The sequence below is a fragment of the Nostoc sp. 'Lobaria pulmonaria (5183) cyanobiont' genome (genome assembly GCF_002949795.1).
Lineage (GTDB): Bacteria > Cyanobacteriota > Cyanobacteriia > Cyanobacteriales > Nostocaceae > Nostoc.
Genome location: NZ_CP026692.1, coordinates 293137 through 308592 on the forward strand (window position 1 = coordinate 293137; position 15456 = coordinate 308592).

The 15456-nt window shown below is 43.1% G+C and carries 12 protein-coding genes, 4 pseudogenes and 1 riboswitch; of the genes and pseudogenes, 7 read left to right on the forward strand and 9 right to left on the reverse strand.

Annotation, left to right across the window (positions count from 1 at the left end; all coding sequences use genetic code 11):
• Window positions 1-147: 147 nt before the first annotated feature.
• The 3 genes and pseudogenes from NLP_RS01305 to NLP_RS01310 form a co-directional block, all read right to left on the reverse strand.
• Window positions 148-2832: pseudogene (locus tag NLP_RS01305) on the reverse strand (tetratricopeptide repeat protein).
• Window positions 2833-2864: 32 nt separating this feature from the next.
• Window positions 2865-3101, reverse strand: coding sequence for an NB-ARC domain-containing protein (locus NLP_RS35920; RefSeq protein WP_442946637.1), 237 nt, complete (start codon window positions 3099-3101; stop codon window positions 2865-2867).
• 78 nt (window positions 3102-3179) lie between these two features.
• Window positions 3180-3551, reverse strand: coding sequence for a hypothetical protein (locus NLP_RS01310; protein WP_104904812.1), 372 nt, complete (start codon window positions 3549-3551; stop codon window positions 3180-3182).
• A 191-nt stretch (window positions 3552-3742) separates the two neighbouring features.
• Here NLP_RS01310 and NLP_RS01315 point away from each other — a divergent pair, with 191 nt between their 5' ends.
• A complete protein-coding gene (locus tag NLP_RS01315; RefSeq protein WP_234017155.1) occupies window positions 3743-3970 on the forward strand; it encodes a hypothetical protein in 228 nt (75 codons plus the stop codon).
• Window positions 3971-4584: 614 nt separating this feature from the next.
• Window positions 4585-5277 carry a PD-(D/E)XK nuclease family protein gene (locus NLP_RS01325; RefSeq protein ID WP_104909730.1) on the forward strand — a complete coding sequence of 231 codons (693 nt, stop codon included), beginning with the start codon at window positions 4585-4587 and terminating at the stop codon, window positions 5275-5277.
• A 241-nt stretch (window positions 5278-5518) separates the two neighbouring features.
• Here NLP_RS01325 and NLP_RS01330 read toward each other — a convergent pair whose 3' ends face one another.
• Genes NLP_RS01330 through NLP_RS01340 form a run of 3 tightly spaced genes read right to left on the reverse strand, consistent with a single transcriptional unit; the run spans window position 5519 to window position 8501 of the window.
• The gene (locus NLP_RS01330) at window positions 5519-5761 is read right to left on the reverse strand and encodes a hypothetical protein (protein WP_104904813.1); all 243 of its coding nucleotides are present in this window, start codon (window positions 5759-5761) and stop codon (window positions 5519-5521) included.
• Window positions 5762-5776: 15 nt separating this feature from the next.
• Window positions 5777-6991 carry a DUF790 family protein gene (locus NLP_RS01335; protein WP_104904814.1) on the reverse strand — a complete coding sequence of 405 codons (1215 nt, stop codon included), beginning with the start codon at window positions 6989-6991 and terminating at the stop codon, window positions 5777-5779.
• Window positions 6921-8501, reverse strand: coding sequence for a DEAD/DEAH box helicase (locus tag NLP_RS01340; protein ID WP_104909731.1), 1581 nt, complete (start codon window positions 8499-8501; stop codon window positions 6921-6923). The genes NLP_RS01335 and NLP_RS01340 overlap by 71 nt, the downstream gene beginning before the upstream one ends.
• Window positions 8502-8960: 459 nt before the next feature.
• Here NLP_RS01340 and NLP_RS34525 point away from each other — a divergent pair.
• Together NLP_RS34525 and NLP_RS34530 are read left to right on the forward strand one after the other, a co-directional pair.
• Window positions 8961-9312 (forward strand): annotated as a pseudogene (locus NLP_RS34525) (energy-coupling factor ABC transporter permease); the annotation flags it as partial.
• A 51-nt stretch (window positions 9313-9363) separates the two neighbouring features.
• Window positions 9364-9672 (forward strand): annotated as a pseudogene (locus NLP_RS34530) (methyltransferase family protein); the annotation flags it as partial.
• Between the two features lie 25 nt (window positions 9673-9697).
• On the opposite strand, the gene NLP_RS01350 reads toward NLP_RS34530, so the two are convergent.
• From NLP_RS01350 to cobW, 3 genes are read right to left on the reverse strand one after another with little or no spacing between them, the layout of a single operon-like run.
• Window positions 9698-10558 carry a class I SAM-dependent methyltransferase gene (locus NLP_RS01350; protein ID WP_104904815.1) on the reverse strand — a complete coding sequence of 287 codons (861 nt, stop codon included), beginning with the start codon at window positions 10556-10558 and terminating at the stop codon, window positions 9698-9700.
• Window positions 10559-10576: 18 nt separating this feature from the next.
• Entirely contained in the window at window positions 10577-11041 is a 465-nt protein-coding gene (locus NLP_RS01355; RefSeq protein ID WP_104904816.1) for a hypothetical protein, read from the reverse strand.
• The gene (cobW, locus tag NLP_RS01360; RefSeq protein ID WP_104904817.1) at window positions 11025-12083 is read right to left on the reverse strand and encodes a cobalamin biosynthesis protein CobW; all 1059 of its coding nucleotides are present in this window, start codon (window positions 12081-12083) and stop codon (window positions 11025-11027) included. The genes NLP_RS01355 and cobW overlap by 17 nt, the downstream gene beginning before the upstream one ends.
• Window positions 12084-12471: 388 nt before the next feature.
• Window positions 12472-12615: riboswitch (cobalamin riboswitch) on the reverse strand.
• A gap of 80 nt (window positions 12616-12695) precedes the next feature.
• Between cobW and NLP_RS01365 the strand changes: the two genes are divergently transcribed.
• The 3 genes and pseudogenes from NLP_RS01365 to NLP_RS32650 all read left to right on the forward strand — a co-directional run bounded on the left by NLP_RS01365 (window position 12696) and on the right by NLP_RS32650 (window position 15298).
• A complete protein-coding gene (locus NLP_RS01365; protein WP_104904818.1) occupies window positions 12696-13742 on the forward strand; it encodes a helix-turn-helix transcriptional regulator in 1047 nt (348 codons plus the stop codon).
• A gap of 314 nt (window positions 13743-14056) precedes the next feature.
• Window positions 14057-15004, forward strand: a pseudogene (locus NLP_RS01370) (TonB-dependent siderophore receptor); the annotation flags it as partial.
• A 108-nt stretch (window positions 15005-15112) separates the two neighbouring features.
• A complete protein-coding gene (locus NLP_RS32650) occupies window positions 15113-15298 on the forward strand; it encodes a TonB-dependent receptor (RefSeq protein ID WP_234017156.1) in 186 nt (61 codons plus the stop codon).
• Window positions 15299-15456: the final 158 nt, after the last annotated feature.

The window sequence follows — 15456 nt, forward strand, 5'->3', positions numbered from 1 at the left end:
GATTTTGAGTAAGTAAAATGCCATTTTGAGTAAGTAATCAAGCATTTTTACTTAGTTCAATATGAATTTTAGTCTAGGCGATCGCGTATTTAAGTTTTATCACGGTACGCTTTGCACAAAACCTGTAAATTCGTAGCCCCATGTAGTCTATTCTGGATTTGAGGCGAGGCGATCGCGAAGACGTGCCAAATTTTCACGGAAAATAACGGTATTGGGATGATTTACCCCTAACTGTCGCTCACAAATATCCAAAGCTTGCAGACACAGGGGTTCAGCTTTAGTGTATCTTCCTTGGGAGTGGTATAGTAAAGCCAGATTGTTGAGATTAAGTGCAACATTAGGATGTTTCTCTCCTAGCAGGCGTCGCCATACTTCCAAAGCTTGCAGGTACAGGGATTCGGCTTCGCTGTATTTTCCTTGGAAACGGTAGAGTTCTGCCAGGTTACTGAGGCTGGATGCAACATTAGAATGTTCTTCACCCAGCAGTTGACGCGTGAGTGTCAATGCTTGGATGAAAAGGGGTTCGGCTTCGGTGTATCTGCCTTGGGAGTTGTAGAGATACGCTAGGTTGTTGAGGTTTTGGGCGACATCTGGATGTTCTTCACCCAGCAGCTTGCGCCTGAGTGCCAATGCTTGGATGAAAAGGGGTTCGGCTTCGATGCATCTGCCTTGGGAGTTGTAGAGTAAGGCGAGGTTGTTGAGGCTTTGAGCGACATCTGGATGTTCTTCACCCAGTAATTGACGCATGAGTGCCAATGCTTGGATGTAAAGGGGTTCGGCTTGGCTGTATCTGCCTTGGGAGTTGTAGAGTAAGGCGAGGTTGTTGAGGCTAACGGCGACATCTGGATGTTCTTCACCCAGCAGCTTGCGCCTAAGTGCCAATGCTTGGATGAAAAGGGGTTCGGCTTGGCTGTATCTGCCTTGGGAGTTGTAGAGTAACGCGAGGTTGTTGAGGCTAACGGCGACATCTGGATGTTCTTCACCCAGTAGTTGACGCGTGAGTGCCAATGCTTGAATGTAAAGGGGTTCGGCTTGGCTGTATCTGCCTTGGGAGTCGTAGAGATACGCTAGGTTGTTGAGGCTTTGGGCGACAGATGGATGTTCTTCACCCAGTAGTTGACGCGTGAGTGCCAATGCTTGGATGAAAAGGGGTTCGGCTTGGCTGTATCTGCCTTGGGAGTTGTAGAGTCCTGCCAGGTTGTTAAGGCTTTGGGCAACAGATGGATGTTCTTCACCCAGTAGTTGACGCGTGAGTGCCAACTACTGGGTGAAAAGGGGTTCGGCTTGGCTGTATCTGCCTTGGGAGTTGTAGAGTAACGCTAGGTTGTTGAGGCTAACGGCAACATCTGGATGTTCTTCACCCAGTAGTTGACGCATGAGTGCCAATGCTTGGATGAAAAGAGGTTCGGCTTCGGTGTATCTGCCTTGGGAGTTGTAGAGTAACGCGAGGTTGTTGAGGCTAACGGCGACATCTGGATGTTTTTCACCCAGCAGCTTGCGCCTGAGTGCCAATGCTTGAATGTAAAGGGGTTCGGCTTCGGTGTATCTGCCTTGGGAGTTGTAGAGTAACGCGAGGTTGTTGAGGCTAACGGCGACATCTGGATGTTCTTCACCCAGCAGCTTGCGCCTGAGTGCCAATGCTTGAATGTAAAGGGGTTCGGCTTGGCTGTATCTGCCTTGGGAGTAGTAGAGATACGCTAGGTTGTTGAGGCTAGCGGCGACATCTGGATGTTCTTCACCCAGCAGTTGACGCGTGAGTGCCAATGCTTGGATTTTAAGGGGTTCGGCTTGGCTGTATCTGCCTTGGGAGTTGTAGAGTCCTGCCAGGTTGTTGAGACTAGCGGCGACAGATGGGTGTTCTTCACCCAAGCGCTTTTTAGTGACTTCTAGACATTGTTCATACCAGGGTAAAGCTTGGTTATATAAACCTTGACCATCATAAAATCTAGCGTTGCCGACGAAAGGCCAAAGTAAATCATCATTGCTGAGATATTGAATGAGATGATTCGCTATTTCAGCTATATGAGGAATGGCGGGAGAAACAGCGGTGATTTGCTCAAGGGTGGGCGAGTCAGGAATATATTGGGCGACTGCTACCATTACCTGGCAAAGCGATCGCTTAAATTCCTCTGCCTGTTCTAAACCTGTAAGCTTATATTGGAAAAACTCTCTCAACAGTGGATGTAGTTGATAGATTCCTTTGCTTTTACGTTGGAGTAAATGCAGATTCAGCAAGCTATCGTCTCTAATTTCCTCTAAATCTTCTGCATCTTCTTCTGGTAAGCACTGTTCTACCAACTTCCAAGGTATAGGTGTAGCGGCGAATAAACTTAATAAACAGCCGAGTTGTTTATCGCTGTCTTCTAATTCCTGCCAACTCAACTCAAAGGCTGCTAATACACCTCCTTGTGCGGTCATATCGGCTTCTGGTTTAATAAGGGCGGGTTGTTCTAGTCGCTTTTTCTCCAACCGCCGCAACATTTCTGTGAAAGAGAGGTCTTGTTTTCGCGCCAAATATCGCCCGACTAATTCCAAACCCAAAGGCAAATATCCCAACCACTCACACAACTGATTTGCAACAGCCAATTCTTGCTCAATTCGCTGTGGTGTTTCTTTAAAAAATGACTTTAATAACTCCAGCGCTGCTTTTGGTTGCAATACATCTAAAGATAATTCTTTTATAGATGCTCCTAAGTGTTGGCGCGTGGTAATCAACACTTTAAATCGAGAAGATGGCGAGGGTAAATAAGGCTTAACTTGTTGATATTCTCCAACATTGTCTAATACTAGCAGCACATTACCTTCGCGCCAAAGCCGAAAGCAGTATTGCACTTGGGCGGGTAAATCCAAATCCTTTGGTGGGTTTAAGTCAAGTTGCGTTCTGGCAAACTCACAACTTGAATACCCACATCTCTAGCCTTTGCCAGCAACCAGCAAATTCCACCCTTGTAGTTTTCACGGTGAGCCATTGCATATTGTAAGGCCAGTTCTGTTTTACCCAGTCCACCCATGCCAGCGATCGCAGCAATGGCTACTTGATTATTTTCCTGCAACATCTCATGCAGGTTTTGAAGTTCAGCCTCACGTCCAACAAACTTCACCACCCCACTTAGGGGTAAATTTTGCGGTATTTCAGTAGAGGGATTTGACTTTACCCGTTCCCGTTCGGGCGACTGTAGTCAGAAGTTAAAGGTATTGCCAGAAATAGTATTGGTTCCGCCTTTAATGTTTATCCCTTTATAGTTTTCAATAGTTTGAGTCAATTGCGGTTGAGCTTCCTTAGCCAATGCTGCGACAGCTTCAGCTATTTCATCATCTTTTTTTGCCACTTCTTCTACCTGCTCAACCAGAGAAGCTTGACCATAATCTAAAGGTTGTGTTTGAGCCAGTTCGATAGCTGTCGCTGTAGTAGGTGCTTTACGCTTGAGCAATGATAATAAGTTACCACCTTGCTCTAAAGCTTTTTCTCCCAGGATTTCACCAGTTTTTTCAAAAGCTTTCGTAATTACTAAGGTTGCGATCCAAGCTGCTGTCAGGGTTACAGGCTCCATATTTTACCCATTAATTACGAGATTACGCTGTGAGGTATTCTACATTTAATGTATCTCCTTTAGGAATAAATAATACAAATTTATTAATATTTATCTTAGAAGGGGTATTTTATCGCGTTTTTCTCTTGAGTAAAATCTCACAAATACATTTACTAAAGCCATACTATATCTATTAACGCTAAAGTCATAGTATGACTACTAAAATCACAACCCAAATGCAAGCTGATAAATACCCTTTTGCTCAAGAATTGATTACTGATATGCAAGGTAATATCCGCAAAGTAGTCATAGATTTTGATGACTATCTACGCTTACTAGAAGCTATTGAAGATGAAGGACTTATCTTAGCAATGAAGGCAGTGGAACATGAAATACCTCTGAATATTGATGAAGCATTAGCACAACTAGAACAAAAGTGATTACCCAATATCTACCCAGCTTTATCAAGGATCTCAAGGCTCTGAAAAGTACACCTTACTATGAGACTATTAAAACCCTTGCTTTTGAAGAAATACCACAAATATTAACCTGTGAATAAATTACTAACCTCAAAAAACTTCAGGGTTATGAAAATGCTTATCGCATCCACGTTGGTGATTATCGTATTGAACTTATTTTTGATGGATAAACAGTCATATTTCAGCGAGTACTACACCGGAAAGATATTTATTGTTATTTTCCCAAATAAAATCATTTTCAATAATTTGGCGAATAGAATTCGCGCCCATACAAACATAGACGCTTTGTGGCTTACCGCAGGGTAGTCTACCTACGCGGACTAATAAAAATTAAAGTTTTAAAACCTGCGAAAGCAAGTTTTGCCTATATGCAAGATGAACTGCAATTTATAGCGGTTCTTAACTGCGTGAAATACAGACCTAACCCCCAGCCCCTTCCCTACAAGGGAAGGGGAGTAAGATTCAAAGCCTCTCTCCTTTTAGGAGAGAGGTTTGGAGAGAGGTCAAAGTATATTGCATCCAAACAAGAACCGCTATATAATCGCCCTTTCTTAATTACGAACTACGAATTAATAATGCAATTTAATACCCAACTGCTACCACGCATTAATGCCACATCCAAGAGAGAAAATGGTAAACAATATTATGTAGATGCCAAGGGAAATCGCTTTCCCAGCGTGACTACAATACTTAATGCCACCAAATCACAAGCAGACCGAGACAGATTATTAAACTGGAAAGCGCGTGTTGGCGCAGAAGAAGCTACCCGCATTACTACATCTGCTAGTCGTCGGGGAACCCAAACACACAAGCAAATTGAGCGCTACCTCCTTGGTCAAAACCCTGTTTGTCCCGAAGCAAGTCGCCCTTATTGGGAGAGTATCAAGCCAGTTTTAGAACAAATCGACACAGTTAGACTGGTGGAAGGCTCTGTTTTTCATCATGATTTGAGTTATTCTGGCAAAGTTGATTGTATTGCCAGCTATCAAGGTATTCCCTGTATTTGCGAGTGGAAAACAGCAGACAAACCCAAAGGCTCAATTGAGCATTTATATGAACATCCACTGCAACTTACGGCATACATAGGAGCAGCTAACGAGTATTATCAAGATTATGGCATTCAGCTAAAGCACGCTCTGTTGGTAGTAGCGATTCCAGAAATGCCAGCTGAGGTATTTTGGTTTGAATCAGCAGTTATCAAAGATTATTGGGAGCAGTGGGAAAAAAGAGTCGCCCAGTTTTGGGAACGCAAAAGTGTTTGGGGTTAATCAGCGCCTTTGGGGAAGTCAAAAGTCAAAAGTCAAACATTTTTAATCCCTATAAATAAATTTAGTCAAAAACCTTAAAGAGCGTAGGTTTGGTTGAGGAACGAAACCAAACATTCTTCGCGATTTGTTGGGTTTCACTTCGTTCAACCCAACTTACAATTTTATTCTACAGCAAGCAGTCTAATTTTGTAACTGAATCTGACTAGCATACACCAGGATATTTGTGTCTAGAAAAACAGGATTACCGCCCCCAATCACCATACATATCCTCACGTCTTAAAGAAAGATTTTCAGGCCAAGGGCCATAATTATGTACAGGAAAGTTTAGAGGAGGACGCTTTTCTTTCCTCTCTGCTTCCTCAGTCAAAGGCTTTTCATCAATTACTATTACCACCTGATGCTCACCCTCTGGAATATCCAGTGGTAATTGCGCTGTAATCTTACCATCTTTAGTAACTATTGCAATTGTTTCTATACTTTTCATCTCATTTCTCCTTAATCAATCCATTACAGCTAATACAGTTTTCGGCAATAACTTATCTTTAAACCAAACAATTTTGGCGGGGACATCATTTAATTTTACTCCCGCCTTTTCTAAATTAAGTCGCTCGGAAATTGCCAAAATTAAGTCGTCACGTCCAGCCCGCCGCACCTGAGAAAACTTCTTTTGTAAATATTCTGGTCGCCAATAACCAACAATTTCTAACAAGAAGGTGCGTCCATCAGGATGCACCAAGCGAAAATCGGGAATCATCACACTACCGGGAATTGGGATCAAATCAACTTCTCGCTCTAACGCCCAACCACTTTTTAACGCATCCCATTTATCAGCAAAAGATGCTTCTAACATACTATCGTAGGGCTTACCTGGTGGATAGTGGGATACTAAACCACATTCAGAATTGAGAGTAAAACGTCCAGTTTTCCAAGTATTTGTATAAGCGTCACGGGTTTGGAGAATCGAAGAAAGACTCCATTTAGTAACGTGAAGTAAAGCCGGAATAAGTTTAGCGATCGCTAATCCATATCGCGTACTAGGATTAAACAAACTCGTCGGACCATCTATCGTAATTGTAAACCCGTGGTCAGCATCGCCCTCAATATAAGCCATCAATTGAAACAACTTTAAATAGCGAAATAACAGCTTATATTCTCCCGGAACATTCCGGTGAGCATTTAACACTAATTGACTGGCTTTATAAAATACACCTTGTACTTGAGATAAGTTATATCTATTTAATAAATCTGGTGCTATTGGTGCATCAAAAACAGTCAAAATTTTATTTTCAGATAAATCAGCATATAATCCATTCCGAACCTGTTCTAATAAAACTTCCCGCTCAAGTTCTTGAGTTAACTCATCAGCAACTTTACCCAGAGTAACTTGTGTTGATTCTCGGCTAGAAACAGACTTTGCAGCCAAAGAAAACACCCGTTCTCTTAACATTTGTGGTTCCAGAGGACTAATCACCTCAAAAGTGCAAAAACTGCTTTTGAGAATATAAGCTAATCCCCGCTTCAGCCGATAATCTGTAGAATCTCCTTCAAAATCAGTCAGCTGTCGCTCAAGCACACCCTGAGTCTTTCCCACCGCTGATTGAAAATAATTAATTAACTCAATCGCCAACTCCGAAGTTTTCTGATCAATCTTCAGTCTCTTCGGAATAATCTCTTCCCCGTTTTGGCGATGCATCAGTAAATCTGTCGGTAACATCTGCTGAATTTTGGATTTTAGATTTTGGATTTTGGATTGAATAATTAATTTCTAACTGTTCCGCAGCCTTCAAACTCCGTTCTTTCCCACTCCCATACACAACCTGTAAATTCCCTTTCCTTTCTTTTTCTTCCCCTACCTTCCTCTCACCTCTCCGCCTAGCCGAAGTCCCTTCCTCACTCGTATCCTCCGCTACCACCTCATACAAAATCGCCTGCTTATTCTCAATATTCCCCTTCCGTAAAATCCTCCCCAATCGCTGAGTATACTCCCTAGCCGAACCTGTTCCTGATAAAATAATTGCCACAGAAGCCGCAGGTACATCAACACCTTCATTCAACACATGAGAAGCAACCAAAGTATTATATTTACCCTCTCGAAACTTTGTTAATATCTCATGCCGTTCTTTCACAGGAGTTTGATGAGTAATTGCCGGAATTAGCAACTCTTGAGAAATGTGATAAACCGTTGCATTATCCGCAGTAAAAATCAAAATTCGTGCCGGATAATGTTCTGCTAATAAATTAATCAGAACTCGCAATTTTCCATCAGTACCCAAAGCGATATCTTTGGCTTCTCGATGCGCTAACATCGCCCTACGTCCAGATTGCGATCGCGCGCTCATTTGCACAAACATTTGCCAACCTTGCAGACTCCCCAAAGAAATCTTTGATTGCTTCAAAAAGTCATTGCGAGTTTGAATTAACTGGTTATATCTTTCCCGTTCAAGTTGCGATAACTTAACCTTAATTTGGACAATTTCATGTTCTGCTAACGCCTTCCCTGCCAAATCCTCGGCGCGTTTGCGATATACTTCTTGACCAATGAGGATATTTAAGTCAGCGTGTTTACCATCGGTGCGTTCCGGTGTTGCGGAGAGTCCCAGGCGATAAGGTGCGATCGCATATTCAGCAATTACCCGATTAAAATCTGTCGGTAAATGATGACATTCATCAAAAACAATCAACGCATATTGATTTCCTAACGTCTCAGCATGAATTGCAGCACTATCATAAGTTGCAACTAAAATTGCCGTTCTATCCCGCGAACCACCCCCCAGCAATCCCACCTCAGCATCGGGGAAAGCCGCTACTAAATGTGCATACCACTGATGCATCAAATCCAAAGTTGGTACTACAATCAGCGTCGTGCGTGGCGTTGACTGCATCGCCATTTGCGCCAAATAAGTCTTTCCCGCCGCCGTAGGAAGCACAACAACCCCTTGTCTACCCGCTAGTTTCCAAGCTGCTAGCGCCTCAGTTTGGTGGGGATAGGGTTCCATTTCCAGGGTAGGAACCAAATCTACAGGATAAAATTCTTTTGCCTCATCGATAAAATTAACATCTTCCGCTTGTAGTGCTTCCACTAGCGATCGGTATCTAATTGCTGGGATGCGGAATTTTTCAACTCTATCATCCCACGTAGCATAGTCCATCCAACCTTTGCCGCGTGGTGGTGGATGCAAAATTAATGTGCCACGATCAAAATTTAATGTAGGGGTACGAGCCATGATTATTGGGTATTGGGCATTGGAATTAGGGCAGAGGTGACAGGTGATAGGGAATAATCTCCACCCTGTAACTTGTACCCTATTCCCTTCTTTACTCTCTAGTCTATTGATTACTAATAACGCAAAAAGTGCATGATTCATCCAACTAATTCTGACAAAACCCAATTAGATGCGCTCATTAGTCACGGAATGTCCCATCGGCAAACCAACAATAACTTTGCCGAATCCTACAAAGAACAGCAACAGAGGTTTAATTCAAGTGAAAGGTAAAGGTGAAATGATGACTTGTATACTAAAAGGAATTAATTTAAAAATTTAATAAAATCGTCCGCCACTTAGTAGAATTACACGGTGGCACAGTCTCGGCTGAAAGTCCAGGAATTGGACAGGGGGCGACATTCGTTTTCAGTCTGCCAATGAAAGCTATTTAGGATCAGTAAACCAAAAAGTTTTTCTCCTCTGACTCGCATAACCCAAGCTAACCCGCAACTAAAACTACTACTAGGCTTGGCTGGTTTTCACTTTCGTACTGTAGGCTTTAAAAATCCCTTCCGTCACAGGTAGCTGTTCTCATCCTACGGGGACAGGGTTAGGTGCGGTGCTGTTTGGCCCCCTTACTATGTCGGTTTTGGGTGGCTTGGTATTGTTGTTTCAAGCTTTGTTACTAGCGCATGGCGGCTTGAGGACACTGGGCGCAAATGCTTTTTCGATGGCGATCGCCGACCCATTTGCAGCTTACTGGATATATAATTTGACAATCAAGTTGGGTGGTAAAGAAAAAATTGCTATATTTCTGGCAGATGCGATCGCGCTCCAGAGTCGAAAAGAACTGCAACCTTTTCTCTTAGGTATGCTGGGCATGGGAGTTAGCCAAGTTTTGGTAACTGCCATCCGTTTAAATGTATTTGATGCTCTCGAAGAGAGTCCGAGAACAGCAGATCAATTAGCAACAGCGATGGACTGCGATCGTCACGGGATGCAGGTTTTATTAGAAAGTCTTGATGGTTTCGGCTTTTTAAAGCGGCAAGGTCAGCAATACCAACTTACCCAAGATTCGGCTCAATGGCTGACAAAATCAGGTGGACTGATTAATGACTTTCTACGGTTAGGTGGCGATATTAGTCAGCTTGCTAATATATTGGTGGTGATAAAAGCTTGTTGCCAACCTTGAGTGTTTGTTTCTGGGGTCATCTTGATTAAACTCCTTTTGATAACTGCCAGAGTTGGATTTCATAACATAAATGGCTCTCAAAAATTGCGCGTGCTGCTAACCCCTCAACAACCAACTTTTCCAGCCAGCGCTTAAATGCCCAACGACCGATCGCGTGTAATGGTGGAAGTGCGATCGCCACAACATCAGCAATATATTTGACCGTTGTCAGCCCAAAAGTACGGAAGTTATCAACACACAAGTCAATCGTTGGTGCAACTTGAGTGGAGATGTCCTCAGTCTTAATTAACTTGAATCCAGTCTGCATCAACGCTGTTTGAAGCTCACTGGCGACATGACAATTAGAAAAAATACCTTCTCGGTATTCGGCATCAGAACGGATCATGTCTGCAATCAGCAGGTAGCCACCATTACTTAATAAATGAGCTGCACCCTGAGCCAAATCGTCAACAGCAATATATTGACTGCTTTCACTCAACAGAACTAAATCATAGGAGTATGATTTGTGAAAATCTTCAAATCTCGTTAAATAGAAAGGTACTCGACCATTGGTATTTTGAATAAACCTCTCTTGCTGGAGTGCGTCGGGTGCTAATCCCTCAACACTGAAACCGCGATCGCACAAATATGCTGCGTTACCTCCAATCCCACAGCCTACGTCAAGCACAGTTTTTATCCCCTCTGGGATAAAACTCAAAAGTTTGGCTGTATATGCGGCTTGCGCCACACGCAGGCGAGTTAGAGTTAATTCTTCACCCACAGTAGGTAGTGGTTCCCAATACCCGTAATGCAGATAAGAGGAATTTGTAAGTCCCATGTAATAATCTATCGCTGCATTTTGGTAGCGAGTTGCTTTGGGAATATTGCTTGATTTTGGCTTGAGCATTGAGGACTAAAGTAAGTTTTAGGGTATTAAGCTTGGTTTAAATTCTGACCATCGCTTGCAAACTTGTTCGTAGCAATCGGGTGGAGTAATTTTTAGTTGGTGTAAAAAATTCACCTCAATCTGAGGTTCAGCCTTTAGCACCAGAAGAATATCTTGATGGGGATTGTATGTTGCGATCGCTGGGAAAATTGATGAAATCATGGATGAGCAGATTGGATGTGATATAAATCCGCCATCCTGAAATGATCGCAAGTAAAACCTAATCAGATCGGAGGGGAGAAATTGGAGAGTGAAGGCAACTGTATCAATAGTTGTATTTGTCGGGTGAGTAACTTTAGTATCCACATCACAAATAACAACTCCCCGCCCAAATGACTGAAATCCCTTCCATCCTGTGTAACCGATTACCAGCAGATTGTTATGAATAAAGCTATTTTGCCAGTAGCCGAAATTTCCTTGCCAAACACTATTGGATGGTCGCATTGATTTCCTCCCCCAAGACAATTGACTCAATGCGAACCTGCTCAAGCTCTCGTCCAATCAATACTAATCGCGTTTGACGGGGTTCCTGGGGTTGCCAAGGACGATCATAAAAGTAGTCAAATCGATTACCGACACCCTGTAATACCAGGCGCATAGCTTTGTTTGGAACTGCTACAAATCCCTTAATTCGATAAATTTCTTGCTGTTGCACCAATGTTTGCAAGCGTTTGACTAGGGCTGTCGGCTCAAATGCCTGGTTTAACAGTAGTTGCACTGCATTAATCCCTTCATCATGTTCATGTTCGGCTTCGTTGTCGTGGTGACTGGGGCGACTATCCAAGTTGTCTTCTACCGCAGCGTTGAAACCGAGTAACAAATCGCCACTGATTTTACCATCCTGGCAAGGAATGACTTTTACACCAGGCGATAAGTTCTGTTTCAGCCAATCTTGTACCCTAACTTGCGTTTTTTCATCAACGCGATCGCTTTTAGTCAGCAATACTAGATCAGCACAAGCCAGCTGATCTTCAAATAGTTCCTCAATCGGTGTTTCGTGTTCTATGCTAGAGTCGGCTTGTCGCTGTGCTAAGAGGGCTGCTAAATCGCCTACATATTGATTAGTTGCTAAGGCTTCACAGTCCACCACAGTAATTACGCTGTCCACTGTCGCGCCTGTGCGAATTTCCGGCCAGCGAAATGCTTGCACCAATGGTTTTGGGAGTGCTAGTCCAGAGGTTTCAATCAACATACAGTCAAGGCTGGCGCGTCGCTTCAGCAATTCTTGCATTGCTGGTAAGAATTCCTCTTGCACCGTGCAACACAAACAACCGTTGGTGAGTTCAACAATATTACTGTTGGAATCGTCTTCATCGTCACAAACTCGGCAGTCACGCAAAAGTTCGCCATCAATGCCGATTTCTCCAAATTCATTCACCAAAACAGCAATGCGTCGTCCTTCATTATTTTGCAGTAAATGGCGGATTAACGTCGTTTTGCCTGCACCTAGAAATCCTGTAATTACTGTGACGGGAATTTTTTGCATATAAAGTGTGTCGTTTGTTGATTAATTTTGCAATCACAAGAAAGAAGTTTTAACCACAGATATCACGAAGTAGAGATGTGTGACGAAGTTCAATTTCGCCTCTCTACTAATTTGCAGGTGATGTGAAAGGTAATTTATTAGGCGCGAACATTAGCCAAACAAATCAGCGTATCCATCTTTTTTGTGAATAGTTACGCCAAAGAGAATTAGTGCGAGCGATGTCTACGACGGGCTACGCCTACGCAATTTGTACCCGAAATTAACCATCTACTGTCTCATAGAAAGCCGTAACCTGTAGCGTTTTGATATGTGGAGCTATGAGAATGTCAAGCTTAGTAGTTGTAGAAATCTTCATAAAAATACTTCTCTGTGCCTCGCAGATGTACAAAATTTACAAGTCAACTTCGGCGGGCATTCTGACTTACAAGGCAAGCCTTGATTACAGCTGCGGGACAGCGCCGGATTCACATCGGACTTTCCCCCTTGCGCCTGATGGCTGCTCCCCATCAGAACCGAGATTCCTTTGCATATTAACACACTATTTAGATTAGATGAATTGTTGCAACTAAATTGCGAGAAAATTGCAATAGCCTAGAATACTTTTTGCAAATTATGGAAATCATTTCCCACAAGGAATATGTTGAACGCTGGCTGGAAAGTCTCAAACAGAATGAAGTTTACTACAACATCAATGGGTTCGATTTTTTGGAGAAGTTTGAGAGTCAATTGCACAATTCTAACCATCGATTCGCCAACTTCCGTCCCAACTTCCGAATGAAGATTACAGATGAACTATATTATCGAAACTTCGGTCTCAAAAACGAGCATTCTGACTTTTATACCTTAGTTTCCAAATTCTATCTTTCAGGCTGTTCTACGGTCAGTTGCCCCAATGTGGAAGGAGTAGAAGCAAATTATGAAGAAAAGGGTGGATACAATTATTTGTTTTACCTGCCAAATATTAAAGAAATTGAACACTATTATGCTGGTGATCGCATACTCACCATCATTATTGATTGGAATGCTGAATTTTTCCGAGCATTCATAGGAAGTAGTCACAGTTTACCACAACAGTTGCGTCCATTTCTGGAGAGCGATCTCGCTCCCCAGTTTCACTGTACCGTCGGTTTAATTACACCTGCAATGCGAAGCGTATTGCATCAGATTTGCAACATATCATATCAAGGAATTGCCCAGCGAATGTTTTTGGAAAGTAAGGCGTTAGAACTACTGGCATTGCAACTCGATCAACTCGCAGCAGCTGAAGGTTGTAATTTACCGATAGCATCACTTAAACCTAGAGATATTGAGCAAATTTATCAAGCCAGGGAAATTTTACTTACTCAGTGGCTTAAGCCACCATCTGTATGTGAATTGGCGCAGCAGGTGAAGTGCGATCGCAAAAAACTCATGCAGGGATTTCGCCAAGTCTTTGGTACCACCCTGTTCAGTTATCTGCGCGATTACCGCATGGAGCAAGCCAGACAATTACTTCAAGAGCGGGGATGCAAGGTTACAGAAGCTGCGAATGCCGTTGGCTACTCAAATACGGGTCATTTTGCCGCAGCCTTCAAACGCAAGTATGGCATCACACCCCGTGAATGTTTGGTAGGAAATAAGCCAATTCCTCCTTTCGGGATCGAAATTCCTCCTCTTTGAGTTGCAGAGTAGCCCCATCACGTAATCTTTTTTGATAGTTTTCTTGCAACAGATTACTAATAATTGCTGGACGGATTTTGGGTGTGAACATGGTAAAACGGATGTGGGCAAATTACGCTGGGGGCATTGGCAGTCTGGCGATCGCATTTCTACTATTATGTGGGCAAGCAGCTAGGGCTGAGGTGACAAGTACGCAAACGCTACGCCCAAAAAACTCTCCTAACCGAATCCTGCGTCTCCATGATGTTCAGGTTCCTGCGAGGACAGTGAAGGACTGGCTAGCTCAGGTAGAAACTGCGACAGTATCTTCATTTAATGGTAATCGTGTTGCAGCACCCATTGACGTGTTTAATCCAGTATATGACCGATCCCTTGGTGCAATTTTGAACCCTGATCGAAAGGAGTCCTTGCTCATAGATGCACTGGGTATTTATGTCCAAGATCAGATCGCGCTGAGTGAGAATCTGAAGTTGCTCTTATGTGTACGGTTTGATGCCTTTAAACAGACGGATGGAGATTTGGTAGCAAACACCGAAAGCAGCCAGTCAGGAGATGCCTTTAGTCCTCGTTTCGGTATTGTCTACCAGCCAATCCAGCCAATTTCACTCTATGCCAGCTACAGTCGCTCGTTTACCCCAGCGATTGGAATTAGCTTTGATGGCAGCACCTTTGAACCAGAACGTTCCACGCAGTATGAAGTCGGGGTGAAGGCTGATTTGAATCAGAGAATTTCTGCAACACTTGCTTTCTATAATCTAACTCGCTCCAATGTCTTGACTGATGACCCAATTAATCTAAATTATTCAATTCAAACAGGTGAGCAGCGCAGCCAAGGTATCGAATTTAACATCGGCGGTGAAATCTTACCCGGTTTGAATGTGATTGCAGGTTATGCTTACACGGATGCCAAAATCACCGAGGACGAGACTTACAAACCAGGTAATTACCTGAACAATGTACCCAAAAATAGTTTCAATTTGTGGACGAAGTATGAAATTCAATCTGGTAGTCTCAAAGGACTCGGCTTTGGTTTGGGATTATTCTATGTAGGCGATCGCCAGGCAGATTTAGACAATTCCTTTGAACTGCCGAGCTATTTCCGTACTGATGCTGCCATTTTCTATAAACAAGGACAGCTCAACGCACAGCTTAATTTCAGAAATCTGTTTGATGTGGATTATTTTGAGTCTGCTCAATATCTTTTGCGTGTTTATCCTGCTGAACCGTTCACCGTGCAAGGCACAATTTCGTGGGAGTTTTGATCTTCTCTAGTCCCTTGAAAAGACTACCGTGTAAACACAAGTTTTCTTAGGAGGGTAACAAAACCAAACCCAAGAGTTACGTCTTCATCGGACTGGTTTTGTGATCTGGTGGTATTGTTACCCAGTTATGGTCGCATCGATGCTGCCTTTTATTATCGCCGTGACAACTGGCGTGTTGGGCTGAACATCAAGAACTTATTTGATACGTACTATTTTGAAAGTGTCAGTTATATTACCAGCGTGTATCCTGGTGTGCCGTTGACATTGCTAGGGACGGTTTCTATGCAGTTTTAACAGCAGTCCGTAGGGTAGAATGGCACTTACTTAAGCAGGAGTTGCCGCCTAGATCCCCGACTTTTTCAAGAATTCGGGGATCTAAATCTAATGCACTGGCTCCCCGACATCAAATTTAGGCGTTGCTGATTGCGGTATGAAAGAATGTGTATATCATG

What these genes read in the sequence shown, in the direction of transcription:
- NLP_RS01310 (WP_104904812.1), bottom strand. Translation starts at nt 3,551, where the DNA reads ATGGAGCCTGTAACCCTGACAGCAGCTTGGATCGCAACCTTAGTAATT.
- NLP_RS01315 (WP_234017155.1), top strand. Translation starts at nt 3,743, where the DNA reads ATGACTACTAAAATCACAACCCAAATGCAAGCTGATAAATACCCTTTT.
- NLP_RS01325 (WP_104909730.1), top strand. Translation starts at nt 4,585, where the DNA reads ATGCAATTTAATACCCAACTGCTACCACGCATTAATGCCACATCCAAG.
- NLP_RS01330 (WP_104904813.1), bottom strand. Translation starts at nt 5,761, where the DNA reads ATGAAAAGTATAGAAACAATTGCAATAGTTACTAAAGATGGTAAGATT.
- NLP_RS01335 (WP_104904814.1), bottom strand. Translation starts at nt 6,991, where the DNA reads ATGTTACCGACAGATTTACTGATGCATCGCCAAAACGGGGAAGAGATT.
- NLP_RS01340 (WP_104909731.1), bottom strand. Translation starts at nt 8,501, where the DNA reads ATGGCTCGTACCCCTACATTAAATTTTGATCGTGGCACATTAATTTTG.
- NLP_RS01350 (WP_104904815.1), bottom strand. Translation starts at nt 10,558, where the DNA reads ATGCTCAAGCCAAAATCAAGCAATATTCCCAAAGCAACTCGCTACCAA.
- NLP_RS01355 (WP_104904816.1), bottom strand. Translation starts at nt 11,041, where the DNA reads ATGCGACCATCCAATAGTGTTTGGCAAGGAAATTTCGGCTACTGGCAA.
- cobW (WP_104904817.1), bottom strand. Translation starts at nt 12,083, where the DNA reads ATGCAAAAAATTCCCGTCACAGTAATTACAGGATTTCTAGGTGCAGGC.
- NLP_RS01365 (WP_104904818.1), top strand. Translation starts at nt 12,696, where the DNA reads ATGGAAATCATTTCCCACAAGGAATATGTTGAACGCTGGCTGGAAAGT.